Origin of the sequence: Paenibacillus sp. FSL R5-0912, from assembly GCF_000758605.1 — a bacterium.
Lineage (GTDB): Bacteria > Bacillota > Bacilli > Paenibacillales > Paenibacillaceae > Paenibacillus_AQ.
In genome coordinates, this window is sequence record NZ_CP009282.1 from 1,214,495 (window position 1) to 1,237,901 (window position 23,407).

Sequence of the window (23,407 nt, forward strand, 5' to 3'; positions counted from 1 at the left end):
TTGCTGTCTTCAGGGCCATTCTCAGGGCAGCTTGGCAATAATATCACCCACCCGCTGCGGAGGGACCTTGGCGATAAGATCGCCCATCCGGGCCAGACGCTCCTCAATGTTCAGCAGATGGTAATCGGTAGGCTTGACGTTACGCTGCACTTCCTCCCACAGGAGGGGCGTTGAGACTGTTGCCAGCGGACGGGCCCGCGGGGTGTATGGGGCAGCGAGAGTTTTGCCGCCGTAATGCTGGAGGTAATCGAAATAGATTTTGTCCCCGCGGTTTTTCTTCAGGCGCTCCAACGTGAACAGGTCGGGACGCTTCTCCGTGACATAGCGGCCGACGAAATGACCTACCCGGCGCAGGCCGTCGAAGGTGACTCCCGGCTCCACCGGAACAATGATCTGCACTCCGGTGGCACCCGAGGTCTTGGGCACAGAGGCCAGCCCCAGTGACCTCAGTACTTCGCCTACCGTAGCGGCTGCCTCCATAATGCGCGGCTCGACCTCAAGCGAAGGGTCCAGATCAATCATCCATTCGCAGGGGAGCTCACTGCCCGCATAATGCAGCGAGGGATGGAATTCGAGCGCGGCCAGATTGCCGAGCCAGAGCAGCTCCGGGAGCCCCTGCAGCACAATATAGGTAATATTCTCATGAGTTGCTGTATGCACGAATTCCGGCAGCGGCTCGGGGGCATTCTTCTGGTAAAAGGACATCCCCGGAACACCATGAGGGTAGCGGATTACCGTGAGTAGCCGTCCCTGGCAGTAGCGCAGCAGATAAGGAGAGAGTGCGGCCAGCTTAAGCAAATATATCTGCTTGGTGATGCCGCGTTCGGGCCATAGCAGCTTATCCGGGTTCGTAATTCCGATCTCATGTCCGCCTGCGGTAATGGAGCCTCTGATCGTCTTCGGCATGCGGTATCCTCCTTGTATAGAGTTATACGAGCTAAGATAAGGCGAGGCTTAGTCAGGGAAGGATCAGGCCCGGTGATCCCGTTACTACGTCTGTGTTCTCTGGTCCATGCGGCAGGATAGCGGAGGGAGCTCTACCTGGGACTGTATAACCGGCTGGCGGAAGGTTCCGGAAGTATTCCATTCCAGATAGTGCAGCTTGAACACCAGCTCAGGCTTAATCCAGACCGACCCTTTACTGCGCTGGGGCAGCTCTGCAAAAGGCATCTGCTCTGTGATCAGGCCGCTGATCTGTGCGGTCAAATTCCGCCAGTCCTGTACGGTCATTTTGCCTGCTCCTGCATGGCCGATATAGTGCAGCTTGCCCGCATCATCATATAGTCCGAAGAGCAGGGCGTTAACCAGACCGTCACGGAAGGTGACGCCGCCGGCTACAGCAGTGACATCGGAGATAATTTTGCATTTCTGCCAGCGCTTGTCTTTGCCTCCCGGGGCATAGGTACTGGTGAGCTCTTTGCATACAATCCCCTCCAGCCCGCCCTTCAGAGCGGCAGCGTACAGCTGTGCGGGCTGATGGTAGCTTGGCACATTCTGCACATGGGGATGCGGCAGCAGCATTTCACTTAACATCTGCTGCCGCCGGGACAACGGCTGGTCCAGCAGCCAAATGCCATTGCAGTACAGGATATCGAAGACCATATAGAGCACCGGTACCTGCGGACTTACCGCCCGGATCGCTGCTTCATTCTTCAGGCTGTCCCGCCGCATCACCTCATGGAAGGAGGGCTTGCCGCCGCTGAGTGCAATAATCTCGCCATCGAGAATGACCGAACCGGCCCGGCAATACGCCTCCGGTCTGGCAAGCTCAGGATACTGCAGCGTGCGCCGGTTGCCCCGCCGGTTGATCAGCTCGGCATGGCTTCCATCGGAATAGGAGAGCATCCGCACGCCATCCCATTTGATCTGGGCGATCCACTCCTCGCCCTCCGGGAGCCTGGAGGCCAGCACGGGCTCGAATGGAATAATCGGCTGCAGCGTAAGCGGACCGCCTATAACTGGAGGCGCGGATGACCTGCTCCTAGGCACCGGTTACCTTGCTCTTGGCCGTCCGGCGTTTCGGCTTCGGAGCGATGACCGGAATCGGCCCTGTTGCCTCGTTACCTGCCGGCACTGCCGGTTCAGGGGCAGGGGTTCCGGAGGCTGTGGCCTGTGCCGGTTTTTTCTTGCCGCCCGCAGCCGTCCGCGGCTTCTTGCCTGTGCCGGACAGTGAAGGTCCGGGGTCGGACGGAATATGCTGTACTGCTTCGATACTGGCCTGCAGGGCAGCCATCAGATCGATCACATTGTTCTCCTGGCGCGCCGGAGCAATATGGAATTCCTCACCGGCGATCTTGTGCGTGATCAAGTCAAGCATCCGCTGGCGGTAATCGTCCGTGTATTTAGCGGGTTCAAACGGTGTGGACAGCTGAGAGATCAGCACCTTGGCCATATCCAGCTCTTTGTCGTTCACGGTCCCCGGCTCCGGCAGACCGGGTACCTGCGATACCGGACGGACTTCGTCCGGGTAATAAATGGTTTCAATCGCCAGGCAGTCGGCGAGGACGCGGATCGCAGCCAGACTGCTTTTGGAGCGGATGGAGATTTTGGCGATCCCGATTTTGCCGGTCTGGCGCATCGCCTCCATGAGCAGACGGTAGGCGTTGGCGCCGGCCTGATCGGGAGACAGGTAGTATGTTTTCTGGAAATAAATCGGGTCGATCTCCGTCAAATCCACAAAATCCAGAATCGTAATGCTCTTGCTGCTCTCCTCGGTTAACTGATCCAGCTCTTCCTTATCGAACAAGACAAACTTGCCCTTCTCATATTCGTAACCCTTGCCGATCTCTTCCCAGGCCACTTCCTTCTCGCACACGGGGCATTTACGCACGTAGGATAGCGGACTTCCGCATTCTTTATGGATGTAACGCAGCGAGATGTCCTTGTCCTCCGTAGCGGAGAACATTTTGACCGGAACATGCACAAGCCCGAAACTGATGGCTCCTTTCCAAACGGTATGCATGAGAATCGCCTCCTGAGTATAAGTGCTGTTTATAATTGCTGTATCAAGATGAGTTCACGATCAATATGGCTTAGTATGACGCGCTGGGGCTTTTTCTAGCCGGATGCATTATTTGCGATTCATGGGAAAAAATAAAGCCGTTCAGCATAAGCATTGCACAGTGAATGAGACATTCATTGCTGGTCATTGCTGGATATCATGCAAAGGGAGGCTGTTATGGAAAAAGAGCGGAACAACTGGAGCGACGCCCTGTCCGAGCAGGATATCCCGGCGGAGGCTGTCGATTGGGAGAGCATTATTGCCGAGCCCGGGGAAGAGGCGCTGTACGGCGAAGCCGGACTGCTGGATGCCGATGCAACCATCGGCGAACTTTCTGCAGAAGATGAGGATGAATAGGGAGGCGACAAAATGGATGTGAAACGTGCGGGGGATATTTACGCCTCCAAGGATAGGATTGCTGTCCATCTCGATGGTGAACCGGTATGGATTGAGCATGTGGATGCCGATAACGGCATGGCCACTGTACAAGTAGGCTCCAGGCCGGATAATACACGGACCGTTGGTGTAGACCGGCTGGAGGAGCAGGGAAGCTAGGGTAGGTTGATGCCTACCTAGGCAGAGGCCGGATGAGGTAGAGAAAAGGACGGATAGGAACGAACAAGAACGGATAAGGCAGAAAAAAAGAGTATATAAAACCGGTTGAGGAGGTATCCAATCAGCCGGTTTTTTTGTAGTTTAGAAATTATGTGATGAACGCAAGTTGCTACGGCGAACCGAGCCAAACGTATGCGAAAAACCGAGTACAATGCGCTGGAGGGGGCTGGTTGGTGAACATAAAGGGGGATGTCTCTTTAAATCCGCCAGAAATTGGCCAGAGCGTCATTCCGGTAAAAAGATCATATTAGAGCTGACACAAAGGTTGACGGAATGCGCCATAACCCCCTATATTTGGGGGAAGAATTTTGACGAAAAGAGATGATAGGCGTGCGTCCCATTTTGCTTGGCGTCTGTTCGGCGCTGTTTTTTGCGGTAACGTTTGTGCTTAACCGTAGGATGGAGCTTGCAGGAGGAAGCTGGGCCTGGAGCGCCTCGCTGCGTTATTTCTTTACCCTGCCGTTTCTGCTGGCCCTTGTGGCCGGAAGAGGGCGGCTGAGGCCACTGCTGTCTGCGATGAGAGAACGCCCGGGGGCCTGGCTGTTGTGGGGGACGGTCGGTTTCGGCCTGTTCTATGCGCCTATTTGCTTCGCGGCTGCGTATGCACCCGGCTGGCTGACAGCAGGGACCTGGCAGATCACGATTATCTCGGGATCGCTGCTCGCTCCATTCTTCGGACAATGGGTGAGCGGCTCATCCGGTTCTGTATACATAAGAGGTAAAATCCCGCTCCGCGGGCTGCTCCTGTCCCTGATCATTCTGGCCGGAGTAGCGCTGCTTCAAGTGGAAAATGCGCGCCAGCTGACTCCAGCCCAGCTGCTGCTGGGGATTATTCCGGTACTTATTGCTTCATTCGCCTATCCGCTCGGCAACCGCAAGACGATGGAGCTCTGCGGAGACCGGCTGGATGTGTTCCAGCGGATTCTCGGCATGACGCTGGCCAGCCTCCCCTTCTGGCTGGCAGTCGCATTATATGGCCTGGCAGATGCGGGCCTGCCGTCGCCCTCGCAAGCGGGTCAGTCCGTGATCGTTGCCCTATCTTCGGGAATAGTGGCTACCGTACTCTTCTTCCGGGCTACGGATATGGTCTGGGGCAGCATGAGCGGTCTGGCGGCAGTTGAAGCGACCCAGTCCCTGGAGGTGCTGTTTGCCCTGCTGGGTGAGATGCTGATTCTGGCTTCCCCGCTGCCTTCCCTCCTATCATGGGTTGGGATTGCGGTAATTATTGCCGGCATGGCGCTGCACAGTCTGTTCTCCCGGCATCCGGGAGAAGCGCCTTCCGGGACAGTGAAGCGGCGCGGAGGAGCTGAAGTTCCTGCAGCCGGAGGGAAGGCTACATAATAACAATCCGTGCAGCTTGCTTTGTACACTGGCTCCTTATACAGATAACAGCGGCCTGTTGCGGTGCAAGTATCATACCGATATAATTAAAAGTATTGTTAACCGTTAAGGGATATCAAGTAAAACGGCTACGCCGTCCTTGAAGGACGGTACCCGTTTCAGCGAGAAATAGAAGGATAAAATATAGTGTAAAACATATCCCTTCTTATATTTTCTAAAAGGTGGTAGTTGCAGTTTTGGACAATAATATTGAAACGGTGTTTACTTACCGTTCCTCCAGCCTTCAGGACACTGAGGCGCTTGCAGCCGCCATCGCAGCCGTGTCGGAGCCGGGGATGGTGATCGGCCTGGACGGGGATCTGGGCGCGGGCAAAACCGCGTTCTCACAGTGCTACGCCCGCCACTTAGGTGTGGAGGGGATTGTGAACAGCCCTACTTTTACAATTATCAAAGAGTATGAGGGTCGTCTGCCGCTGTATCATATGGATGTATACCGGATTTCCCTCCAGGAAGCGGATGAGCTGGGGCTGGAAGAGTATTTCTACGGCCAGGGAGTAAGTCTGGTGGAGTGGAGCAGTATCATTACGGACCTGATGCCGCCGCGGCATTTGCATATAGAGCTGAAGTCAGCCGGCCCGGAGAAGCGGGAGATTACGGTAACCGGAATCGGGGAGCCTTATGGCGGAGTGTGCCGGGCACTGATCCAGAAGTGGGGTAAAGAAACATGACGAATCTGAATAATGAGCCGCGTAAGCGGTTTTTGGCGCTGGATACATCAACGGCTGTGCTGGGGGTGGCAGTGACCGGGAACGGGGAGCTGCTGCATGAGATGAATGCTTCCGGGGAACGGAATCACTCGGTACATCTGCTGCCGATCATTGAGCAGGTGCTGCAGGCCTCGGCTACGGCTGCAGACATGATCGGCGGTATTGCAGTCGGTGTCGGTCCGGGATCGTATACCGGGACAAGGATTGCTGTAACTGCAGCCAAAACGCTGGCCTGGGCCTGGAACGTGCCGGTCACCGGGGTATCCAGCCTGCATGCGCTGGCGTGGGGCGGTTATCATGCCGCGGCTCTTCAGCAGGAATCCGGACAGGCTGATGTGACGTCCGCGAACGGGACAACGGGTCCGGACTGGATCATCCCGCTGATCGACGCGCGCCGTGGACAAGCCTACACTGCGCTTTTTGCAGCGGACGGGGACAACCCTCCGCAGCGGCTGGCGCCGGATGCCATCCGTCTGATGAGAGACTGGGTACGGGAGCTAGGAGAACGGCTGAAGGATGCTGCAGCGGAAGGCATGCTGCCGGGCACACTATGGTTCACCGGGGACACCGCACTGCATGGAAGTGCAGAATCGCTGGCCCCGCTAGCCGGAGCAGGTATTGTTCAGGCAATGCCTTACGAGCTTGAAGGCCGCTGGACCGGATTCTTAGCCGAAGCGGGTAGCTATAAGGAATGCGCAGATATTCACGTATTGATTCCCAACTATACGCAGCTTACCGAAGCAGAGGCTAATCTCCGCCGGAACAGTGAAGGGAGCCTGAACCAAGGATGACGGAACCGGTACCAGGAAGAGATCAGGGGACTGAGCTTGTTTTTCGCCTGATGCGGCTTGAGGATATCCCTGAGATTCTTGTGATTGAACGCGAAGCCTTCACGATGCCATGGACGGAGGAAGCGTTCCGCAACGAGCTGAGCCATAATCATTTTGCTAAGTATATGGTAATGGAGCTGGCCGGGCATATCATCGGCTACGCCGGGATGTGGGCGATTGTCGATGAGGCGCATGTGACGAATATTGCGCTGCTGGAGGCCTACCGGGGACGTAAATGGGGAGACCGGCTGCTGGACGAGCTGATGAAGACGGCGGCGTATCTCGGGATGAAATCCATAACCCTTGAAGTGCGGGTCTCGAACGAGGTGGCCCAGAATTTATATCGCAAAAAAGGCTTCCGTCCTGCCGGCACCCGCAAGGGCTACTATTCGGACAACCGCGAGGATGCGCTCATCATGTGGGCGGATCTGCCGGAGTATGGGGAGCAAGGTTTGACGGAAGGAGGCGTGGACTTGAAATGAAGACCGAAACGGGCGCACTTAAGCCTGTATATATACTCGCAATTGAAACCAGCTGTGACGAAACATCGGTAGCTGTGGTGAAGGATGGCTGTGAGGTGTTATCAAACATCATTTCCAGCCAGATTGAGACACACCGGGCATTCGGCGGCGTGGTGCCTGAAGTGGCCTCCCGCAAGCATGTAGAGGTGATCACGCTGGTTATTGAGGAAGCCATGAACGCGGCGGCAATCTCGCCGCAGGACCTGACGGCAGTCGCGGTCACCCAGGGCCCGGGGCTTGTCGGGGCGCTGCTGGTCGGTGTCGTGGCGGCCAAAAGCCTGGCGCTGGCCTGGGGCAAGCCGCTCATCGGCACCCACCATATTGCCGGCCATATCTATGCCAACCGGCTGGTCAAGGAACTGCAGTATCCGAATATGACGCTGGTGGTATCCGGCGGTCATACGGAGCTGGTCCTGATGGAACGGGAAGGCGAGTTCAAGATCATCGGGCGCACCCGGGACGATGCTGTCGGCGAAGCTTACGACAAAGTGGCCCGGGCGCTGGGCTTTCCTTATCCGGGCGGTCCCCATGTGGACCGGCTGGCGCGGGAAGCAGAAGAAGCCTTCCCGCTGCCGCGTGTGTGGCTGGAGCCGGGTTCGTATGACTTCAGCTTAAGCGGCCTGAAGTCTGCGGTGCTCAACGCGGTGAATCAGAGTAAGATGAAGGGGCTGGAGCCGGATGTGGCCGGAATTGCCCGCGGCTTCCAGGAATCTGTCGTCGAGGTACTGGTCGAGAAGGCTGTGCGTGCCGTACGTGAGTTCAGCGCGGGGCAGCTTCTGCTCTGCGGAGGGGTGGCTGCGAACAAGGGCCTCCGTGAAGCTCTGACCTTGAGATGCGCCGCAGAAGGGATCGAGCTGATCATCCCGCCGCCGGTGTATTGCACGGATAATGCAGCGATGATTGGGGCTGCGGCCTATGTGAAATGGAAGCATGAAGGCGGAATTCCGCTGGATATGGTCGCCGATCCCGGCTTCTCGCTGGAGAAATGGTCTGTATCTGCCTATTGACTTCTTTTGTCGAAGCCGGGTATAATCAGTTCAATTCATGAATCTTATATTTGAACAAACGCGATGATTGGAAGCAGTAAGGTAACTCCGGGATAAGAGAGCTGCGGGCGGGTGCGACGCAGTCGAAGGAGACCTGAACTCGTCCGGGAGCGGAGCGGTGGAAGCAGGGTACTTCTGGATAGGAGTGCTGACCGGTGAAGAATGTAGACCGGGCCCTTTCGTACACCGTTACGGTTGACCTCCGTAAGAGGGTTGTTGAGTGGATACCGCAGGCGCAGCAGAAGAGTTGCTGATCCGGGGATCAACAAGAGTGGTACCGCGAGGGTGAACAGCCTGTCGTCTCTTGAATGAGATGGCAGGTTTTTTTGTGCGCTGGTATAGGCATTCATAGAAATACACGCAATGAACGGGAGCAGTAGACGGCCAAGGTGAACAGAGAGCTGCGGGTGGTGCGACGCAGTCACCGGAGGCCGGCGAATCTCGCCCGTGAGCGGAGCGGCGGAAAGAGCTTCAGGTACGCCGTTACGGATGTCCCCGTTACCGGACTGTTCGTATCCCCCGAGCTTACCGTTACGGGAGCAGGGAGATATGAAGCGGAGCTGGACGCAGCTTGGGCATGCCTGGACTGGATTGAGATCAGGAGCCTATGCGTCAAAAAGAGTGGTACCGCGGAGGGGTGACCCGCCGTCTCTTTAATTAGAGACGGCGGTTTTTTGTGTTTGTTGAAGTTGATCTGGAAGGCTGGCTGGATGAACCCAATTTGAGGAGGATGAACAATGATTATTCCGGTAAAGAAACGAATTCAGATTTTTGATACGACGCTGCGTGATGGAGAGCAGGCCCCGGGGGCTAGCCTTACCCCGGAGCAGAAGATCATTCTGGCCGGCAAGCTGGCCGAGCTGGGCGTGGATGTCATGGAGCCGGGCTTCCCCGTATCCAGTCCGGGTGACTTTGCAGCGGTAGAGACCATCTCCCGCAAGATTCAGGGCGTAGAGATCTGCGGCTTCGCCCGCGCGGTCAAAGGGGATATCGATGCTGCTGTGCGGGCAACCCGGGATGCGGAGCGGCGGAGGATTCATCTGTTCATCTCCTCCTCCGACATTCATCTGCGCCATCAGCTGCGCAAGAGCAGACCTGAGGTAGTTGCCGCCGCGCGCGAGATGACAGCCTATGCCCGCCAGTTCAGTGATGTAGTGGAATTCACCGCCATGGACGCTGCGCGGACGGGAATCGATGATCTGATCGAGATGGTCGAGGCGGTGATTGAAGAAGGCGCAACCATTATTAATCTGCCCGACACAGTAGGCTATGCATTGCCGCAGGAATACGGGGAAATGTTCCGGCGTGTGCGGCTCGGCGCGCGGGGCGGCGACAAGGTCATCTATAGCGCCCATTGTCATAACGATCTGGGGCTGGCCGTGGCGAATAGCCTGGCGGCTATTGCCGGCGGTGCCACACAAATTGAGGTCACCGTCAACGGAGTGGGCGAGCGGACCGGCAATTGTGCGCTGGAGGAACTGGTTATGGCGCTGGAAACGCGGGGGGATGCCATCGGTGCAGAGACAGGCATCCGACTTGAGAAGCTGTACGATACCTCGCGTATGATCAGCGGGGCGATGCATTTCCCGATTGCCTTCAACAAGCCGGTGGTCGGCCGGAATGCCTTCCAGCATGAATCCGGCATCCACCAGGACGGCTTGCTCAAGGACCGCAGCACGTATGAGATCATGGACCCGGAACGGCTGGGCATCCCGCGCAGCATGATCATCCTCGGCAAGCATTCCGGCAGGCATGCGCTGAAGGACCGCGCAGCGAAGTACGGGATTGCCCTGGATTCAGCGGAGCTGGACGCGCTCTATGAATCCTTCAAGGAAACCGCTGACCGTCAGAAGGCCGTCAGCGATGATGAGCTGCTGCGGATGGTCAGCAGCACCACCGGGCAGCAGGCGCAGGTCTATGCGCTCGGCGAGGTGCAGGTACTGGCAGGCAGCGCGCCGCGCCGCGTAGCCGCCGTAACGGTGCGCCATCTGCAGAGCGGCGCAGACACCACGCACACCAGCACCGGAGACGGTCCGCTGGAAGCGATCATTGCCGCCATCGGGCAAGGGATCGCTGAGGATATCCGCTTCGACGGTCTGGAGCTGCACTCTCTGGGCAGCGGCGGGGATGCCCAGGCTGAGGCTGCTGTTATGGTGGAATGGAAGGACACCAAGTTCCGGGGGACGGCCATCCATCATGATATTGTGATGGCAGCGGGAATTGCTTACATTGCTGCCTGCAATGCAGCGCTGCTCTCGGCATCGGCTGCGGATTCTCCGGAAACGGGAACTGCGGTGAACGGCTAAGCATTACCTGGAATGCTGCTCCGCTAACATCCGCAAGCGCGTCTTGCCATGTTCATTCCGACATGGCGGGGCGCGTTTTTTAGCGGATAATCCGGAGATGCAGCGGCGCAAGAAGCTGGCACGGGGGTTGCTGGTGCCGGCGGCCGGAAACAAGTGGATTTTCTCCACTTGTTTATGGACTGAGGAGCTCTTGCCAGGAAACAGTTGGATAATCAGCACTTAATCGGCTGCGAATGTCCAGACTTGAAGGAATGCATGAATTTAAATGACATTTATCCACTTAATGATCTCAAATGCTCCAAAACAGCCAAATTAAGATACGTTTATCCAACTAAATTATTATGCATCGTGGAGGCCCATCAAACTCATCACCGCCATTTCATACACCTGCTAATGCAAGTGGGAATTTAGCCGGGAGCGGCGGTTATGGTCTAATCCAATCTTAGTGTGTTGCTGATCCGTCTCCGGTGACGGCGTTCCGGGCTGACAGTACATACGTCCGGCAGCGGGAATGCAGGAATTCGGAGGCGGAGGCAGACTTCAGCAGAAGCATCACAATGCTGTATAATTTTACAGCAGAAATTGGGATAAAAACGAGTAATTCCGTTTAGTAGAATCCGCCCTGATCTGCCTTTCCGCTGCAAGCGCGGAGAGCAGGTCTTTTTTATTGTTTTGGAGATTATGGTGTTCATCTGTAACGTTATTGAATCCCCAGAAAGCCGACAGCAGGGTCAAGTCAAAGGGATAAATCCCTCTAAATCCGTCAGAAGTGGGCTTAAGAGCAAAGGAGGAAATGAGGAGCACTAGTGCCCTTGATTTCCCTAAATACGGGCCAAAGGAGGAAATGAGGAGCATTAGTGCCCTTGATTTCCCTAAATACGGGCCAAAGGAGGAAATGAGGAGCATTAGTGCCCTTGATTTCCCTAAATACGGGCCAAAGGAGGAAATGAGGAGCACTAGTGCCCTTGATTTCCCTAAATACGGGCCAAAGGAGGAAATGAGGAGCATTAGTGCCCTTGATTTCCCTAAATACGGGCCAAAGGAGGAAATGAGGAGCATTAGTGCCCTTGATTTCACCCGTTGGCGGCCCCGGAAGTATTCTGAATTGGGTAATGATGTGAGTTGGCTTTAACAATCTGCATCAGCCGCACAGGCTGCATAAGCCGCATTTAAGCCGCATAGCTACATACGCTCAGCTCGATTCATCTGTTAGGGTGACTGTTTTCGTTTTGAGATTTGTAATTGCTTTTCCCGCTTGAAACAGCGTAGAGGGTGGAACGATTGTGTACAAGCGGCCGTGGTCGCGGCCGCTTAAAAGCTTTCCGCGCAGGAATTTGCACTTCGGAATCATCCGTAGTCTCTGGATTTTCACCGCTAAGGAAACTGATAAACTGGAGAGCACCGCGATGAGGAAAATGGTCAGCTTTAATCTTTTTATCAACAAATTTTGGTGCATTGCGGGTTTTGTCAAGCTGTGGACAACGTTATCCACATATTCCGCACGAGTTGTGTAAAAACCGTGTGAAATCAGCAGCAACGCCCTTTTTTCGAAGGCCATAAACAGGAGGTTATGCATTGAAACGGTTTTGTGAAAACTGTGGATAATGTGGATAATTCGGTGGATAAAAAGTCCTTGACAAGGAGAATAGCGATTTTACGCATAAAAAAAGCCCCGGAGGGCTATTTTTCAACAAGAGTTATGCACGAAAACTGTGGATGGCGCTGTGGATAACTATTTATGAACAAATCGGAAACAGTTGAATTTTATTTTTTTACTGCCTTTACATTATTCGTCAGCCAGTTGCTCCCATTCGCTAAATAAATCTGCCAGCTGCTGTTTCTTGTCCTTCAGATCACTTTCATGCTCCTGAAGCGCCAGGTAATCCTGATATACCTCAGGTTTGGTCATTTCATGCTCAATCCCGGAGATGGCTTCCTCCAGCCTGGCGATATTCTCCTCAAGGTCAGAGATTCTCCGCTGGCGGTTGCGCTCCTCACGCTTGGCCTGTTTGTCTGCTTCATAAGAGAGGGAGGTCCCTTTCTCGGCAACAGCAGCCTCTCTGTCCGCATTCCGGGAGGACTTGGCGGCGGCAAGCTCCGCTTCCTCCTCGGCAATGGCTTCTAGTTCACTTTTTTTCTCGACATAGTCGTCATAGTTACCGAGATACTGATCAATACCGTCAGGATGCAGCTCGAGTACCCGCTCAGCCATTTTGTTCAGGAAATAACGGTCATGGGAAATGAACAGCAATGTGCCTTCAAAATCAATCAGTGCCGCTTCCAGCACCTCACGGCTGACCAGATCCAGATGATTGGTAGGCTCATCGAGAATCAGCATGTTAGCTCCGCGCAGCATCAGCTTGGACAGCGCTACCCGTGCTTTCTCGCCGCCGCTGAGTGCGGCAACCCTCTTCAGGACATCCTCGCCGCTGAACAGGAAATTGCCGAGAATGGTACGGATCCGTGCTTCCTCCAGCATCGGGTACTCACTCCATAGCTCCTCCAGAACGGTGTTGCGCGGATTCAGCCTCGTCTGCTCCTGATCGTAGTAAGCGATCTTCACCTTGGTTCCCCAGTTGACCGTTCCGGCGGAGGGTTCACGGGTGCCGGTCATGCACTGCAGGAGCGTGGACTTGCCAATACCGTTCGGACCGATCAGCGCTGCTGTCTCGCCGCGTCTAAGCTCAAAGGAAGCATTGCGGAACAGTGGGGTAGCCCCTTCGTTAAAAGCCACTGCAACCTCGCGGACCTGCAGCACTTCCTTACCGGACATAAAGTCAGGCTCGAAGGAGAAGCTGGCCTTCTTCAGATCGCCCAGCGGCCGGTCGATACGCTCCATTTTGTCGAGGGCCTTGCGCCGGCTCTGTGCCCGTTTGGTGGTGGAAGCCCGCACAATATTGCGTTGTACGAAATCCTCCATCCGCGAAATCTCGTCCTGCTGCTTCTCATATTGCTTCATGCGGATCTCATATTCCGCAGCCTTCAGCTCCATATAGCGGCTGTAATTGCCTGTGTATCTGCGGGACTGATGCCGCTCAATTTCCACTATGGTCGTGACCAGACGGTCGAGGAAATACCGGTCATGGGAGACCACCAGGATACCGCCGGGATATCCGCGCAGATAATCCTCCAGCCAGGTGAGCGTCTCGATGTCCAGGTGGTTGGTCGGCTCATCAAGCATTAGCAGATCAGGGGCCTGCAGCAGAATGCGCGCCAGTGCCAGGCGTGTCTTCTGACCGCCGCTGAGCGTAGCGATCGGCGTATCGGGTGCAAATTCCCCGAAGCCCATCCCATGCAGGACGCTGCGAATCCGCGTGTTCATCTCGTAGCCGCCATGATCCTTGAACCAGTCTGAACGTCTGGCGTAGCGCTCCAGCAGATCCTCATAACGCTTCGGATCTTCCGCGAGCGCCGGATCAGCGATATCTGTTTCCAGCTGCCGCAGCTCCGCCTCCGCCTCAAGCAGCGGCGCAAAAACAGCGAGCATCTCTTCCTGAATGGTTTTATCGGATTGCAGGCCGCTGTTCTGGGCCAGATATCCTATAGTAGTTTCTTTGGATTTATGAATTTGCCCGCTGTCATACGACATCTCGCCTGCGAGAATCTGCAGGAAGGTGGACTTGCCGGCCCCGTTGACGCCTACCAGACCGACTCTTTCCTTCTCATTGACCATCAGGCTGATGCCGTCCAGCACGCTTTGTATTCCATATGATTTCGAAATTCCTGTCGCTTGAAGAAGCATTCTGATGAAACCTCCGCCCTTGCATATTCGCCTTGGCTCATTACGCCCGGCTTGTAATAATCTTATTCTATAGTTTACATGAAAAAGGTTTGCCGCGCGAGGGGGCAGCATCATTCCCGAGGGTCCTGACGGCAGCAGATCAGCTGTCCGGGCTCCCGGCATTTCACGGCGGAGCGGACAAAGACAGTGCGCAGAACATTCTTCTAACAATGTAAATACCATAGCCTTGGCGAACCGGGGAGAAGAGTGGTAAACTGAGCTTACAAACTATGATAAGCTAGGAATATGTTGAAGAGGAGGCGGCTGCCTATGCAGGACAGCAGCATGCGGCTTGCTCTCCGGAAGCGTGAGCTGCGGGCCGGGAAGGCCGCTCTCCGGGACGGACTATCCGCGGAACAGAGAGGCCGGTTGTCTGCTCTGGTATGCAGTCATGCCTTGACCTGGTTCTCTCAGGAGCAAAGGGATTCACTACTGGCCTATGCCCCGTTCCGCTCCGAGCTGGATTGCCGTCCACTGCTGGCTGAGGCTTGGACCAGAGGACATGAAGTGCTGCTTCCGAGGGTCGTCCGGGAGAGCGGAGTCCTGAGCATTCATCAGGTCCGGTCCTGGGAAGAGCTTGCTCCGGGAGCTTACGGTATACCGGAGCCCGTAACCGAAATAGCAGGACCAGGCTTATACGCCGGCAAGAGTGAGAGATCCGGCCTGCCGGATGCCGTATTCGTACCCGGCCTAGCCTTCGACTTGCGCGGTGGACGGCTCGGCTATGGGCAGGGCTACTATGACCGCCTGCGGGCAGCCTGGGAAGCAGAGCTTCCTGAATCTGCCACCAGGCCCCTGTGGGTGGGACTGGCCTTTAGCCTGCAGCTGGTGCCTGAAGTGCCGCTGGAAGAGCATGATGCCTTAATGGATGTGCTGATTACGGAGAACGGCATTTGGGACTGCCGGAAGGAGAGGAAGACATGGAGTTAACTCATTTCAATGAACAGGGCAGAGCCCGCATGGTGGATGTGAGCGAGAAGGAAGTCACCAGCCGGACAGCGGCGGCGCGAAGCCGGGTGCAGATGGACCCGGAGACGCTTACCGCCATTAAAGCGGGCAGAATCAGCAAGGGCGATGTGCTCGCCGTAGCCCAGGTTGCGGGAATTATGGCTGCCAAGCAGACCTCCGCCTGGATTCCGATGTGCCATCCGCTGCCGCTTACCGGGGTGGATATCAGCTTCTCGGATAACAGCAAAGATGAACTATATATAGAAGCAACCGTCAAGACTACCGGCAAAACCGGAGTGGAGATGGAGGCGCTGACTGCAGTTTCAGCAGCGGCGTTGACCGTATACGACATGTGCAAGGCGCTGCAGAAGGATATGATTATCGGACCTACCCTGCTGGTGTCCAAGAGCGGCGGCAAGAATGGCGATTACGCGCTGGAGGAAGAATAGCTAACAGCATGAGATTTACGCTGAAGGTGCGGGCAGCGGCTGTATCAAGCAGCCGGACTTACATAGTACATAGAGAGGGAGGGACAACCTATGGCGTGGAAAACAGCAATCCTGACGGCCAGCGATAAAGGGGCCAGAGGCGAACGGGAAGACACGAGCGCCCAGGTTATTCGGGAACTGGTGGAAGAGGAGCTTGGAGGCGAGATTGTAGAATACCGGATCGTACCCGATGAGCAGGATGAGATTATTGCTGCATTGATTGAACTGACGGATTATTTCCAGGCGGATCTGGTGCTGACTACCGGAGGAACCGATCTGGCGATCCGCGATGTTACACCGGAGGCTACACGGCGTGTCATTGAACGTGAAGTCCCTGGACTCTCCGAGGCGATGCGCAGCACCGTGATGCAGAAGAACCGGGCGGTGATGTTGTTCCGGGGAATCTGCGGCATCCGCGGCCGGACATTAATTGTCAATCTGCCCGGCAATCCTAAGGGTGTGCATGAGAACCTGGCGGCTATTATGGATCAGCTGCCTGAAGCCTTGCTGATGGTTACCGGGCAATATCGCCAATAATAGCACATGCTCCGGTAACTTCAGCATGATTCGTCACTCTAGACGATGGATGTGTGATATAAGTTATGGTATTATTAATTTATCGTTAACGATATCATGAACGGATAGAGTGATGGGAGGAAATGGTAATGCTAAATGGTATTGGTGCACCCGGAATTATTCTGTTGGTTATCTTGGCGCTCCTGCTCTTTGGCCCGAATAAGCTTCCTGAGCTTGGGCGGGCAGTCGGACGTACCTTCCGTGAATTCAAGGACGGGGCGCGGGAGATCATTAATGAACCGGAATCGGCCCGGAAGAGTGAAGTGCCTGCTCCCCCGGCTCCGCAGACTGTAGCAGCAGAACTTCCGCAGGACCGCCGTCTGCCGGAATAATTTCCATCCACTTACGCAGGGGCGTCTTTCCCAGGTCTGCTTCAGACTGGGGCGGCGCTCCTTTTTTCTCTAATCTATATAGCCATTTTATATGTCATTTCGGGTGGTGTCAGTCATGTCTCTGGAAGCGGAAGAAATGTCTTTGGTCGATCATCTGACTGAGCTGCGCAGACGGCTTATCTACGTGCTGATTGTATTTGCAGCCGGACTTGTACTCGGGTTGTTCGTTGCCAAACCGATCTATTTGTATCTTATCAGTGCTGACCCTGCCCAGGGATTCGTGCTGCATGCCTTCTCTTTCTGGGACGGGATCGGCATGTACATGAAGATTGCCATGGCCGTGTCACTGGCGTTCTCCGTGCCGTTTATTGTCTTTCAGCTGTGGGCCTTTATCAGCCCGGGCCTCCGGCCTGTTGAACGCAGCGCAGCGCTGCGTTATGTGCCGTATGTGTTCGTTCTGTTTATTCTGGGCATAGCCTTTGCCTATTACATCGTATTTCCTATGGCCTTGTCCTTTACGATCTCGATTACACGCAGCATGGGACTTGAGGAGACATACGGCATAGCCGAATATTTCAATTTCCTGTTCAGTCTGGTGATCCCGCTGGCCTTGCTCTTCGAGCTGCCGCTGATTGTCATGTTCCTGACCAAGCTGAGAGTGCTCAATCCGCTGCGCCTGCGCCGGATGCGGCGGTATGCATATTTTGCACTTGTATTTATTGCTGTGGTGATCACACCGCCCGATTTCATCTCGGATTTTCTGGTGACGATTCCGCTTCTGGTGCTGTATGAATTCAGTGTATTTCTGTCTGCGTTCGTTTACAGGAGGCAGTTGGCGGAGGATGCGCAGCGGGAAGCACGTTATATTAAGGCGGAGTAATGGAGGGGGCATATTTTGCCCCCTGGTGGATAGAATGTAAGAGAGTGTGTGCCGGACAACCCCCGAAACCATAATTTTCCCCAAAACAAATACGATTTTACGTAAAAGGACTTGAAATCCGTCTTCAAGTTGAGTATCATAAAAATTGTTGTTAGCACTGCAAGCAGTTGAGTGCTAACGCTGTGGAAAATAGGGAATGGGCCGGCGAAACGGCATTTAATTATGCTGATTCTCAACATTGCCATAAGGACCGCTAAGATTCCCGGCAGTTCAATCTATGTTTTCAAGGTAAACAACATAATTTCAAAGGAGGCTATTTTTTCATGATTAAACCACTAGGTGAACGCGTATTGGTAGAACCAAGCGAGCAAGAGCAAACCACTTCTTTCGGGATTGTGCTTCCGGACTCTTCCAAGGAGAAACCCCAAGAAGGCACTATCATCGCTGTAGGCAGCGGAGCTTTGAAAGACGGAGTTCGTGTAGCGCTGGAAGTTAAAGAAGGCGACCGTGTGCTTTTCTCGAAATATGCCGGAACTGAAATCAAATACGAAGGCAAAGAATATCTGATTATGAAAGAAAGCGACATTCACGCGATTCTTGACTAGTCTGCTTAGAGCCTTTCATAAGTTAGACCCCGATTACTTATATAACACAAAACTTAAGTTTATGCTTTCGAAGCGAGTTTTGTACGAAGTGAAATCAATGAAGCGAATGCTACACAAAACTTAGCGTATGCTTTCGAAGTCATTTTTGTACACAGCTGAATCACCGAAGTATTCCTGACAAAAATTTAGGAGGTTAACAACACAATGGCAAAAGAAATTAAATTCAGTGAAGATGCCCGCCGCGCTATGCTGCGCGGAGTTGATGCTTTGGCAAATGCGGTTAAAGTTACACTCGGACCTAAAGGCCGTAACGTGGTGCTTGAGAAGAAATTCGGCAGCCCGCTGATCACTAATGATGGTGTTACTATCGCCAAAGAAATCGAGCTTGAAGATGCATTCGAGAACATGGGCGCGCAGCTTGTTAAAGAAGTTGCTACCAAGACTAACGATGTAGCCGGTGACGGTACTACAACTGCAACAGTTCTGGCTCAAGCCATGATCCGCGAAGGTCTGAAGAACGTTACTGCAGGCGCTAACCCTATGGTTATGCGTAAAGGGATCGACAAAGCGGTTAAAGCTGCTGTTCTTGAACTGCAGAGAATTTCCAAGCCTATCGAAGATTCCCAGTCTATCGCCCAAGTAGCTGCTATCTCTGCTGCTGACGAAGAAGTAGGCCAACTGATTGCTGAAGCTATGGAAAAAGTCGGCAAAGACGGCGTTATCACCGTTGAAGAATCCCGCGGATTCCTGACTGAGCTTGAAGTGGTAGAAGGTATGCAGTTCGACCGCGGTTACATTTCCCCGTACATGATTACAGATACGGACAAAATGGAAGCTGTTCTGGAGAACCCGTACATCCTGATCACTGACAAGAAGATCAGCAGCACTCAGGAAATTCTTCCTTTGCTGGAGAAGATCGTTCAACAGGCGCGTCCGCTGGTTATTATCGCTGAAGATATCGAAGGCGAAGCTCAGGCAATGCTGATCGTGAACAAGCTGCGCGGAACGTTCAATGCTGTAGCTGTTAAAGCTCCTGGATTCGGCGACCGCCGTGAAGCTATGCTGCAGGATATCGCTGCTCTGACAGGCGGCCAAGTGATCACTGAGAAGCTTGGACTGGATCTGAAAAGCACTTCCATCGAGCAACTGGGTAACGCACGCCAAGTGCGCGTAACCAAAGAAAACACGACAATCGTAGACGGAAGCGGCGACAAAGCGGATATCAATGCACGTGTAAGCCAAATCCGCTCCCAGCTGGAAGAAACGACTTCCGAGTTCGACAAAGAAAAACTGCAGGAGCGTCTGGCTAAATTGGCTGGCGGCGTAGCCGTTGTCAAAGTCGGTGCTGCTACTGAAACTGAACTTAAAGAGCGCAAGCTCCGCATCGAAGATGCCCTGAACGCAACCCGCGCTGCGGTTGAAGAAGGTATCGTATCCGGTGGGGGTACTGCTCTTGTGAACGTATATGCTGCTGTTGCTGCTGTAGTAGCTGAAGGCGACGAAAGAACCGGCGTTAACCTCGTGCTGCGCGCACTGGAAGAACCTGTTCGCACCATCGCTGCTAACGCAGGCCAGGAAGGTTCCGTTATCGTGGACCGTCTGAAAAAAGAAGCTGTAGGTATCGGCTATAACGCTGCTACCGATGAGTGGGTAAACATGTTCGAAGCGGGTATCGTTGACCCTGCGAAAGTAACCCGTTATGCTCTGCAGAACGCGGCTTCCGTAGCTGCAATGTTCCTGACCACTGAAGCTGTTATCGCTGACAAGCCAGAACCGGAAAAGGGCGGAATGCCTGATATGGGCGGCATGGGCGGTATGGGCGGCATGATGTAATCAAATCATTATCGAAGTAATTCGATGATGAGCGACCGCGTATAAGCGGTAGATTTCATCGCCGATGGAGCAGAATAACGCTCCCTGCGGTAATCAGGACCACATAGTGCAAAAAATGAGAGACCTTTCAGGAGTTCATTGAACTTCTGGGAGGTCTCTCATTATTTTTGATAAGCATGTATGCTTCAAGCTAATTCCTGATCTAAAAGAGGTTTTACTAAACGACGTACTTCGTCTGTTGACGTGGTATCCATTAATTGGTCTCTTAGTTCGCCTGCGCCTCTAAATCCACGAGCATAGATTTTGAAATAGCGAAGAAGGGGTCTAAATGAACGTGGCAGGGTTTCTGTTGAATATTTATCGTGAAGATCCAACTGTAAAAGAAGTAAATTGAGAAAATCCTTCGCGCTATGTTCTTTAGATTCTTTCTCAAAAGCAAAGGGATTGGTGAAAATACCGCGGCCAATCATGACACCATCAACGCCGTATTGTTCTACTAATTGTAATCCTGTTGCGCGGTCCGGAATATCTCCATTAATGGTTAACAACGTATGTGGAGCAATCTCATCGCGCAATTGTTTTATTTCAGGAATTAGTTCCCAGTGTGCAGCTACTTTACTCATCTCTTTTTTGGTACGAAGGTGAATGGAAAGATTCGCAATATCTTGTTTCAATATATGTCCTAACCAATCGCGCCACTCATCAATTTTAGAGTACCCCAATCTTGTTTTAACACTAACCGGCAATCCACCTGCTTTTGCAGCTTGAATAATTTCTGCTGCAACTTCAGGATGCTTTATTAATCCAGCCCCTTTTCCACTGGTTGCGGCATTTTGTGCTGGGCATCCCATGTTTATATCGATACCACGAAAACCAAGTTTTTGCATATCAATACTCATCTGCTCAAAAAGTGCAGGTTTATTGCCCCAAATATGAGCGACAATCGGTTGCTCATCATCTGTGAACATTAATCGTCCCCCTACATTTTCTTTTCCAACAGGGTGACAATAATTTTCTGTACTTGTGAATTCCGTGAAAAATACGTCAGGTGTTGCAGCTTCACTAATGACGTGACGAAATACAATATCTGTGACGTCTTCCATGGGTGCTAATATAAAAAACGGTTTTGGTAAATCAAGCCAAAAATTTGGTTCGTTACTCATATGATCTTCTCCTGTTGCAACATATAAATCGATAGAATCTATAGCAAAGTCTTTTACCCATCATAACATAGTATCATTATTTTTCGTTTGATGCACAAAACAAAACGTCCTTTCGCATTCCTGTTGGAAAGTGAAAGGGCGTTGTTTGTGTCCACAATATTTGGGGTTTGGTGGTGCAGAGAGCGATGTACCCTTATCTTCTTGTATTATTGCGGGAATCCATGTCGTCATCCGCCAGATAATGATCTTCAAGTTCAATAAATTCGGCTGAACGGTGCGCGGCGATCATGCCGTGATAACTGATATCTAGGCCAATGTCTTCCTCTTCCTCACTGGACCGTACCTGAACCAGCTTACCGATCAGCTTCAGCCCGCACCAGGTGGTTGCGAACCCCCAGACTGCCAATGTGACAAGACCAAGGAGCTGCACCCCGAGCTGGTGCCAGCCTCCGCCATAGAGCAGTCCGCCATCGGTAGCGAACAAACCTACAGCCACAGTTCCCCAAGCGCCGGATACGGCATGCACCGGAAAGGCGCCGACGGGATCATCGATACGGCGGGCTTCCAGCCAGTTGGCAGCCGCCATCATAAGCAGTCCGGAGACGGCGCCAATCAGGATGGCTGCACCGTCACTGACAAACGCACAGCCGGCGGTAATCCCGACCAGACCGGCGAGCGAACCGTTAATGACGGAAGGTGCATCTGAACGCTGGTAACGGAATAAGGTGTAGATCAGGGTGATCCCGCCGCCCGCCGCCGCCGACAGCATCGTGGTAATAGCGATATGCCCGATCCGGACATCGGTAGCACTTAAGGTGCTGCCTGCATTGAAGCCGAACCAGCCGAACCAGAGCAGGAAGGCACCCACTGAAGCGAGCGGCAGGTTGCTCGGAAGAGCAACGGTGCTATTCCCGGCCTCATTGAACTTGCCCTTTCTGGGGCCGATCACCATAGCCGCCGCCAGTGCCGAGAATCCGCCCAGGGCATGAATAACAGCTGAACCAGCGAAGTCCTGCAGGCCTAACTGGCTAAGCCAGCCGCCGCCCCAGGCCCAGTGACCGCCTAGAGGATAGATCAGGCCGGTCATTAATATGATGTACAGCAGATAAGCGCGGAAATTGATTCGTTCAGCAACCGCACCTGATACGATGGAGATAACGGCAATGGTAAAAGCCGCCTGGAAAAGCCAGAAGGTATCCATCGAGATGGTGAAATGAAGATGGGAGAGATCACCGCCAAGCATAAATCCGTTGGTGCCTACTAAACCGCCGGCATCTTTGCCGTACATTAGCCCAAATCCAAAAATATAAAAAATCAGCGTTCCAATAGTAATATCTGCGAACACTTTCATAATAATGTTCACACTGTTTTTATATCGTACAAAACCGGCCTCCAGCAGAGCGAAACCGCCCTCCATCAGCAAAATCATAGCGGCGCTCAATACGACCCAAATCGTATCTACACCTCCGCCAAGCGATTCCAGCGTCACATTCATTTCTATAATGCCTCCATGCCCCTAATGGATTTGATCTCTCTTATGATTTCAGGTGACAGCGGAATCTCTTCTGTAGCCGGGCGAGAAGCGAGCAGCAGCAAGACCTGATTCAATTCTTGGATGTCTCTTTTAATGCGGTCTATTTGTTTGAACCGCTCTTTGACATGAACAATATATTCTACGGCTGTGTGATGGCTCGCCGGATGCCCTGCAAACCATTTCCGGATGGGGGAGAGGGATTGGTACATTGCCTCTTCTGCCCGCCTTTTTTGTTCATATTTATTGATTTTACTCTTAATTCCCTCGATTTCTTCTTCTTTCCTGACCTTGAGGCGTTCAATGAGGTCCTTTATTTCCTCGCTAGTCAGATGATATACAACATTTTGGTATACTTCATCCACAATAATCATGTCAGATCTCCTTACATGAAAAGTCATAGACTGATTATAGGGACAATGCAAATACAAGTCAACAGGTTTTTCAATGGTTGAAACAAGAATTTGGTCATTATTCGTCGATTCCCCGAACAGGATTAATTTCATGATGGACGGGCCCCCTTATGATGAACTGCCCTTCTTCCGGCTAGTTTACACTTCTGTGGCTTCTTATCCGGAAGCAAACAGATCCTCCTCATTGAGACAGGCCACAGCCAAAAGGGTCAAAATACGATGATTAAAAGGTAATATACGGTGAGACACAGTACAAGAAGAGCATCTATAATTATGATAACGCTTTAATTAATAATTAATCTATTTAATGTATTAATTGTTGGAATTTTTTTGGCAGACAGGGCCTTGCCCTTAAGCATAGTAAGTTGATTAATTACAATTAGGGGGTATGTGTAGTGACAACGAAGAAACTCCTTGCCGTCTTAATGAC

General features: G+C 53.1%; 23 protein-coding genes and 1 other annotated feature. Of the genes, 16 read left to right on the forward strand and 7 right to left on the reverse strand.

Translation table 11 applies throughout. From position 1 onward, the window contains the following. Positions 1–21 precede the first annotated feature (21 nt). From ligD to ku, 3 genes are all read right to left on the reverse strand, one after another. Positions 22–906: a non-homologous end-joining DNA ligase gene (gene ligD / locus R50912_RS05195; RefSeq protein WP_042232955.1), complete on the reverse strand. Its 885-nt coding sequence runs from the start codon at positions 904–906 to the stop codon at positions 22–24. 84 nt (positions 907–990) lie between these two features. Next, positions 991–1,989 carry an ATP-dependent DNA ligase gene (locus R50912_RS05200; protein ID WP_231637776.1) on the reverse strand — a complete coding sequence of 333 codons (999 nt, stop codon included), beginning with the start codon at positions 1,987–1,989 and terminating at the stop codon, positions 991–993. Next, a complete protein-coding gene (ku, locus tag R50912_RS05205; protein WP_042232957.1) occupies positions 1,982–2,962 on the reverse strand; it encodes a non-homologous end joining protein Ku in 981 nt (326 codons plus the stop codon). The genes R50912_RS05200 and ku overlap by 8 nt, the downstream gene beginning before the upstream one ends. Positions 2,963–3,178: 216 nt before the next feature. On the opposite strand from ku, the gene R50912_RS05210 reads away from it, so the two are divergent. From R50912_RS05210 to R50912_RS05255, 9 genes are all read left to right on the forward strand, one after another. Beyond that, positions 3,179–3,358: a hypothetical protein gene (locus R50912_RS05210; protein WP_042232960.1), complete on the forward strand. Its 180-nt coding sequence runs from the start codon at positions 3,179–3,181 to the stop codon at positions 3,356–3,358. Positions 3,359–3,370: 12 nt separating this feature from the next. Further along, a complete protein-coding gene (locus R50912_RS05215; RefSeq protein WP_039302140.1) occupies positions 3,371–3,556 on the forward strand; it encodes an H-type small acid-soluble spore protein in 186 nt (61 codons plus the stop codon). A gap of 390 nt (positions 3,557–3,946) precedes the next feature. Continuing rightward, positions 3,947–4,957 (forward strand): DMT family transporter, encoded by a 1,011-nt coding sequence (locus tag R50912_RS05220; RefSeq protein WP_042232962.1) that lies wholly within the window; start codon positions 3,947–3,949, stop codon positions 4,955–4,957. Between the two features lie 236 nt (positions 4,958–5,193). Next, entirely contained in the window at positions 5,194–5,685 is a 492-nt protein-coding gene (gene tsaE, locus R50912_RS05225; RefSeq protein ID WP_081956381.1) for a tRNA (adenosine(37)-N6)-threonylcarbamoyltransferase complex ATPase subunit type 1 TsaE, read from the forward strand. Beyond that, on the forward strand, positions 5,682–6,515 hold the full coding sequence (gene tsaB / locus R50912_RS05230) for a tRNA (adenosine(37)-N6)-threonylcarbamoyltransferase complex dimerization subunit type 1 TsaB (RefSeq protein ID WP_042232966.1): 834 nt from the start codon (positions 5,682–5,684) through the stop codon (positions 6,513–6,515). Before tsaE ends, tsaB begins: the two co-directional genes overlap by 4 nt. After that, entirely contained in the window at positions 6,512–7,036 is a 525-nt protein-coding gene (rimI, locus tag R50912_RS05235; RefSeq protein ID WP_042232968.1) for a ribosomal protein S18-alanine N-acetyltransferase, read from the forward strand. The genes tsaB and rimI overlap by 4 nt, the downstream gene beginning before the upstream one ends. Further along, complete coding sequence (tsaD, locus tag R50912_RS05240; RefSeq protein ID WP_042232970.1) at positions 7,033–8,082, forward strand: tRNA (adenosine(37)-N6)-threonylcarbamoyltransferase complex transferase subunit TsaD; 1,050 nt, start codon at positions 7,033–7,035, stop codon at positions 8,080–8,082. The genes rimI and tsaD overlap by 4 nt, the downstream gene beginning before the upstream one ends. Positions 8,083–8,475: 393 nt before the next feature. Next, positions 8,476–8,777: a binding site (T-box leader), on the forward strand. A gap of 81 nt (positions 8,778–8,858) precedes the next feature. Next, on the forward strand, positions 8,859–10,427 hold the full coding sequence (locus R50912_RS05250) for a 2-isopropylmalate synthase (protein WP_042232975.1): 1,569 nt from the start codon (positions 8,859–8,861) through the stop codon (positions 10,425–10,427). 793 nt (positions 10,428–11,220) lie between these two features. Beyond that, positions 11,221–11,559 (forward strand): hypothetical protein, encoded by a 339-nt coding sequence (locus R50912_RS05255; protein WP_042232977.1) that lies wholly within the window; start codon positions 11,221–11,223, stop codon positions 11,557–11,559. A gap of 654 nt (positions 11,560–12,213) precedes the next feature. Here the strand turns inward: R50912_RS05255 and R50912_RS05260 are convergent. Further along, the gene (locus R50912_RS05260) at positions 12,214–14,169 is read right to left on the reverse strand and encodes an ABC-F family ATP-binding cassette domain-containing protein (protein ID WP_042232978.1); all 1,956 of its coding nucleotides are present in this window, start codon (positions 14,167–14,169) and stop codon (positions 12,214–12,216) included. A 309-nt stretch (positions 14,170–14,478) separates the two neighbouring features. Here R50912_RS05260 and R50912_RS05265 point away from each other — a divergent pair, with 309 nt between their 5' ends. The 7 genes from R50912_RS05265 (at position 14,479) to groL (ending at position 19,870) form a co-directional block, all read left to right on the forward strand. Next, on the forward strand, positions 14,479–15,138 hold the full coding sequence (locus tag R50912_RS05265) for a 5-formyltetrahydrofolate cyclo-ligase (protein ID WP_042232980.1): 660 nt from the start codon (positions 14,479–14,481) through the stop codon (positions 15,136–15,138). Beyond that, complete coding sequence (moaC, locus tag R50912_RS05270) at positions 15,129–15,605, forward strand: cyclic pyranopterin monophosphate synthase MoaC (RefSeq protein ID WP_039302115.1); 477 nt, start codon at positions 15,129–15,131, stop codon at positions 15,603–15,605. The genes R50912_RS05265 and moaC overlap by 10 nt, the downstream gene beginning before the upstream one ends. Positions 15,606–15,695: 90 nt before the next feature. Beyond that, complete coding sequence (locus R50912_RS05275) at positions 15,696–16,181, forward strand: MogA/MoaB family molybdenum cofactor biosynthesis protein (protein WP_039302112.1); 486 nt, start codon at positions 15,696–15,698, stop codon at positions 16,179–16,181. Between the two features lie 128 nt (positions 16,182–16,309). Continuing rightward, on the forward strand, positions 16,310–16,552 hold the full coding sequence (gene tatA, locus R50912_RS05280) for a twin-arginine translocase TatA/TatE family subunit (protein WP_042232982.1): 243 nt from the start codon (positions 16,310–16,312) through the stop codon (positions 16,550–16,552). Positions 16,553–16,667: 115 nt separating this feature from the next. Then, entirely contained in the window at positions 16,668–17,432 is a 765-nt protein-coding gene (gene tatC / locus R50912_RS05285) for a twin-arginine translocase subunit TatC (RefSeq protein ID WP_039302107.1), read from the forward strand. Positions 17,433–17,755: 323 nt separating this feature from the next. Then, positions 17,756–18,037, forward strand: coding sequence for a co-chaperone GroES (gene groES, locus R50912_RS05290; protein WP_039302104.1), 282 nt, complete (start codon positions 17,756–17,758; stop codon positions 18,035–18,037). A 204-nt stretch (positions 18,038–18,241) separates the two neighbouring features. Further along, complete coding sequence (gene groL / locus R50912_RS05295; protein WP_039302101.1) at positions 18,242–19,870, forward strand: chaperonin GroEL; 1,629 nt, start codon at positions 18,242–18,244, stop codon at positions 19,868–19,870. Positions 19,871–20,055: 185 nt separating this feature from the next. Here groL and R50912_RS05300 read toward each other — a convergent pair whose 3' ends face one another. From R50912_RS05300 to R50912_RS05310, 3 genes are all read right to left on the reverse strand, one after another. Continuing rightward, positions 20,056–21,033, reverse strand: a complete 978-nt coding sequence (locus tag R50912_RS05300) for a tRNA dihydrouridine synthase (protein ID WP_042232984.1) — start codon at positions 21,031–21,033, stop codon at positions 20,056–20,058. Positions 21,034–21,226: 193 nt separating this feature from the next. Then, positions 21,227–22,528, reverse strand: a complete 1,302-nt coding sequence (locus R50912_RS05305) for an ammonium transporter (RefSeq protein ID WP_442950502.1) — start codon at positions 22,526–22,528, stop codon at positions 21,227–21,229. 2 nt (positions 22,529–22,530) lie between these two features. Then, a complete protein-coding gene (locus R50912_RS05310; RefSeq protein ID WP_231637777.1) occupies positions 22,531–23,070 on the reverse strand; it encodes a hypothetical protein in 540 nt (179 codons plus the stop codon). Positions 23,071–23,407 lie beyond the last annotated feature (337 nt).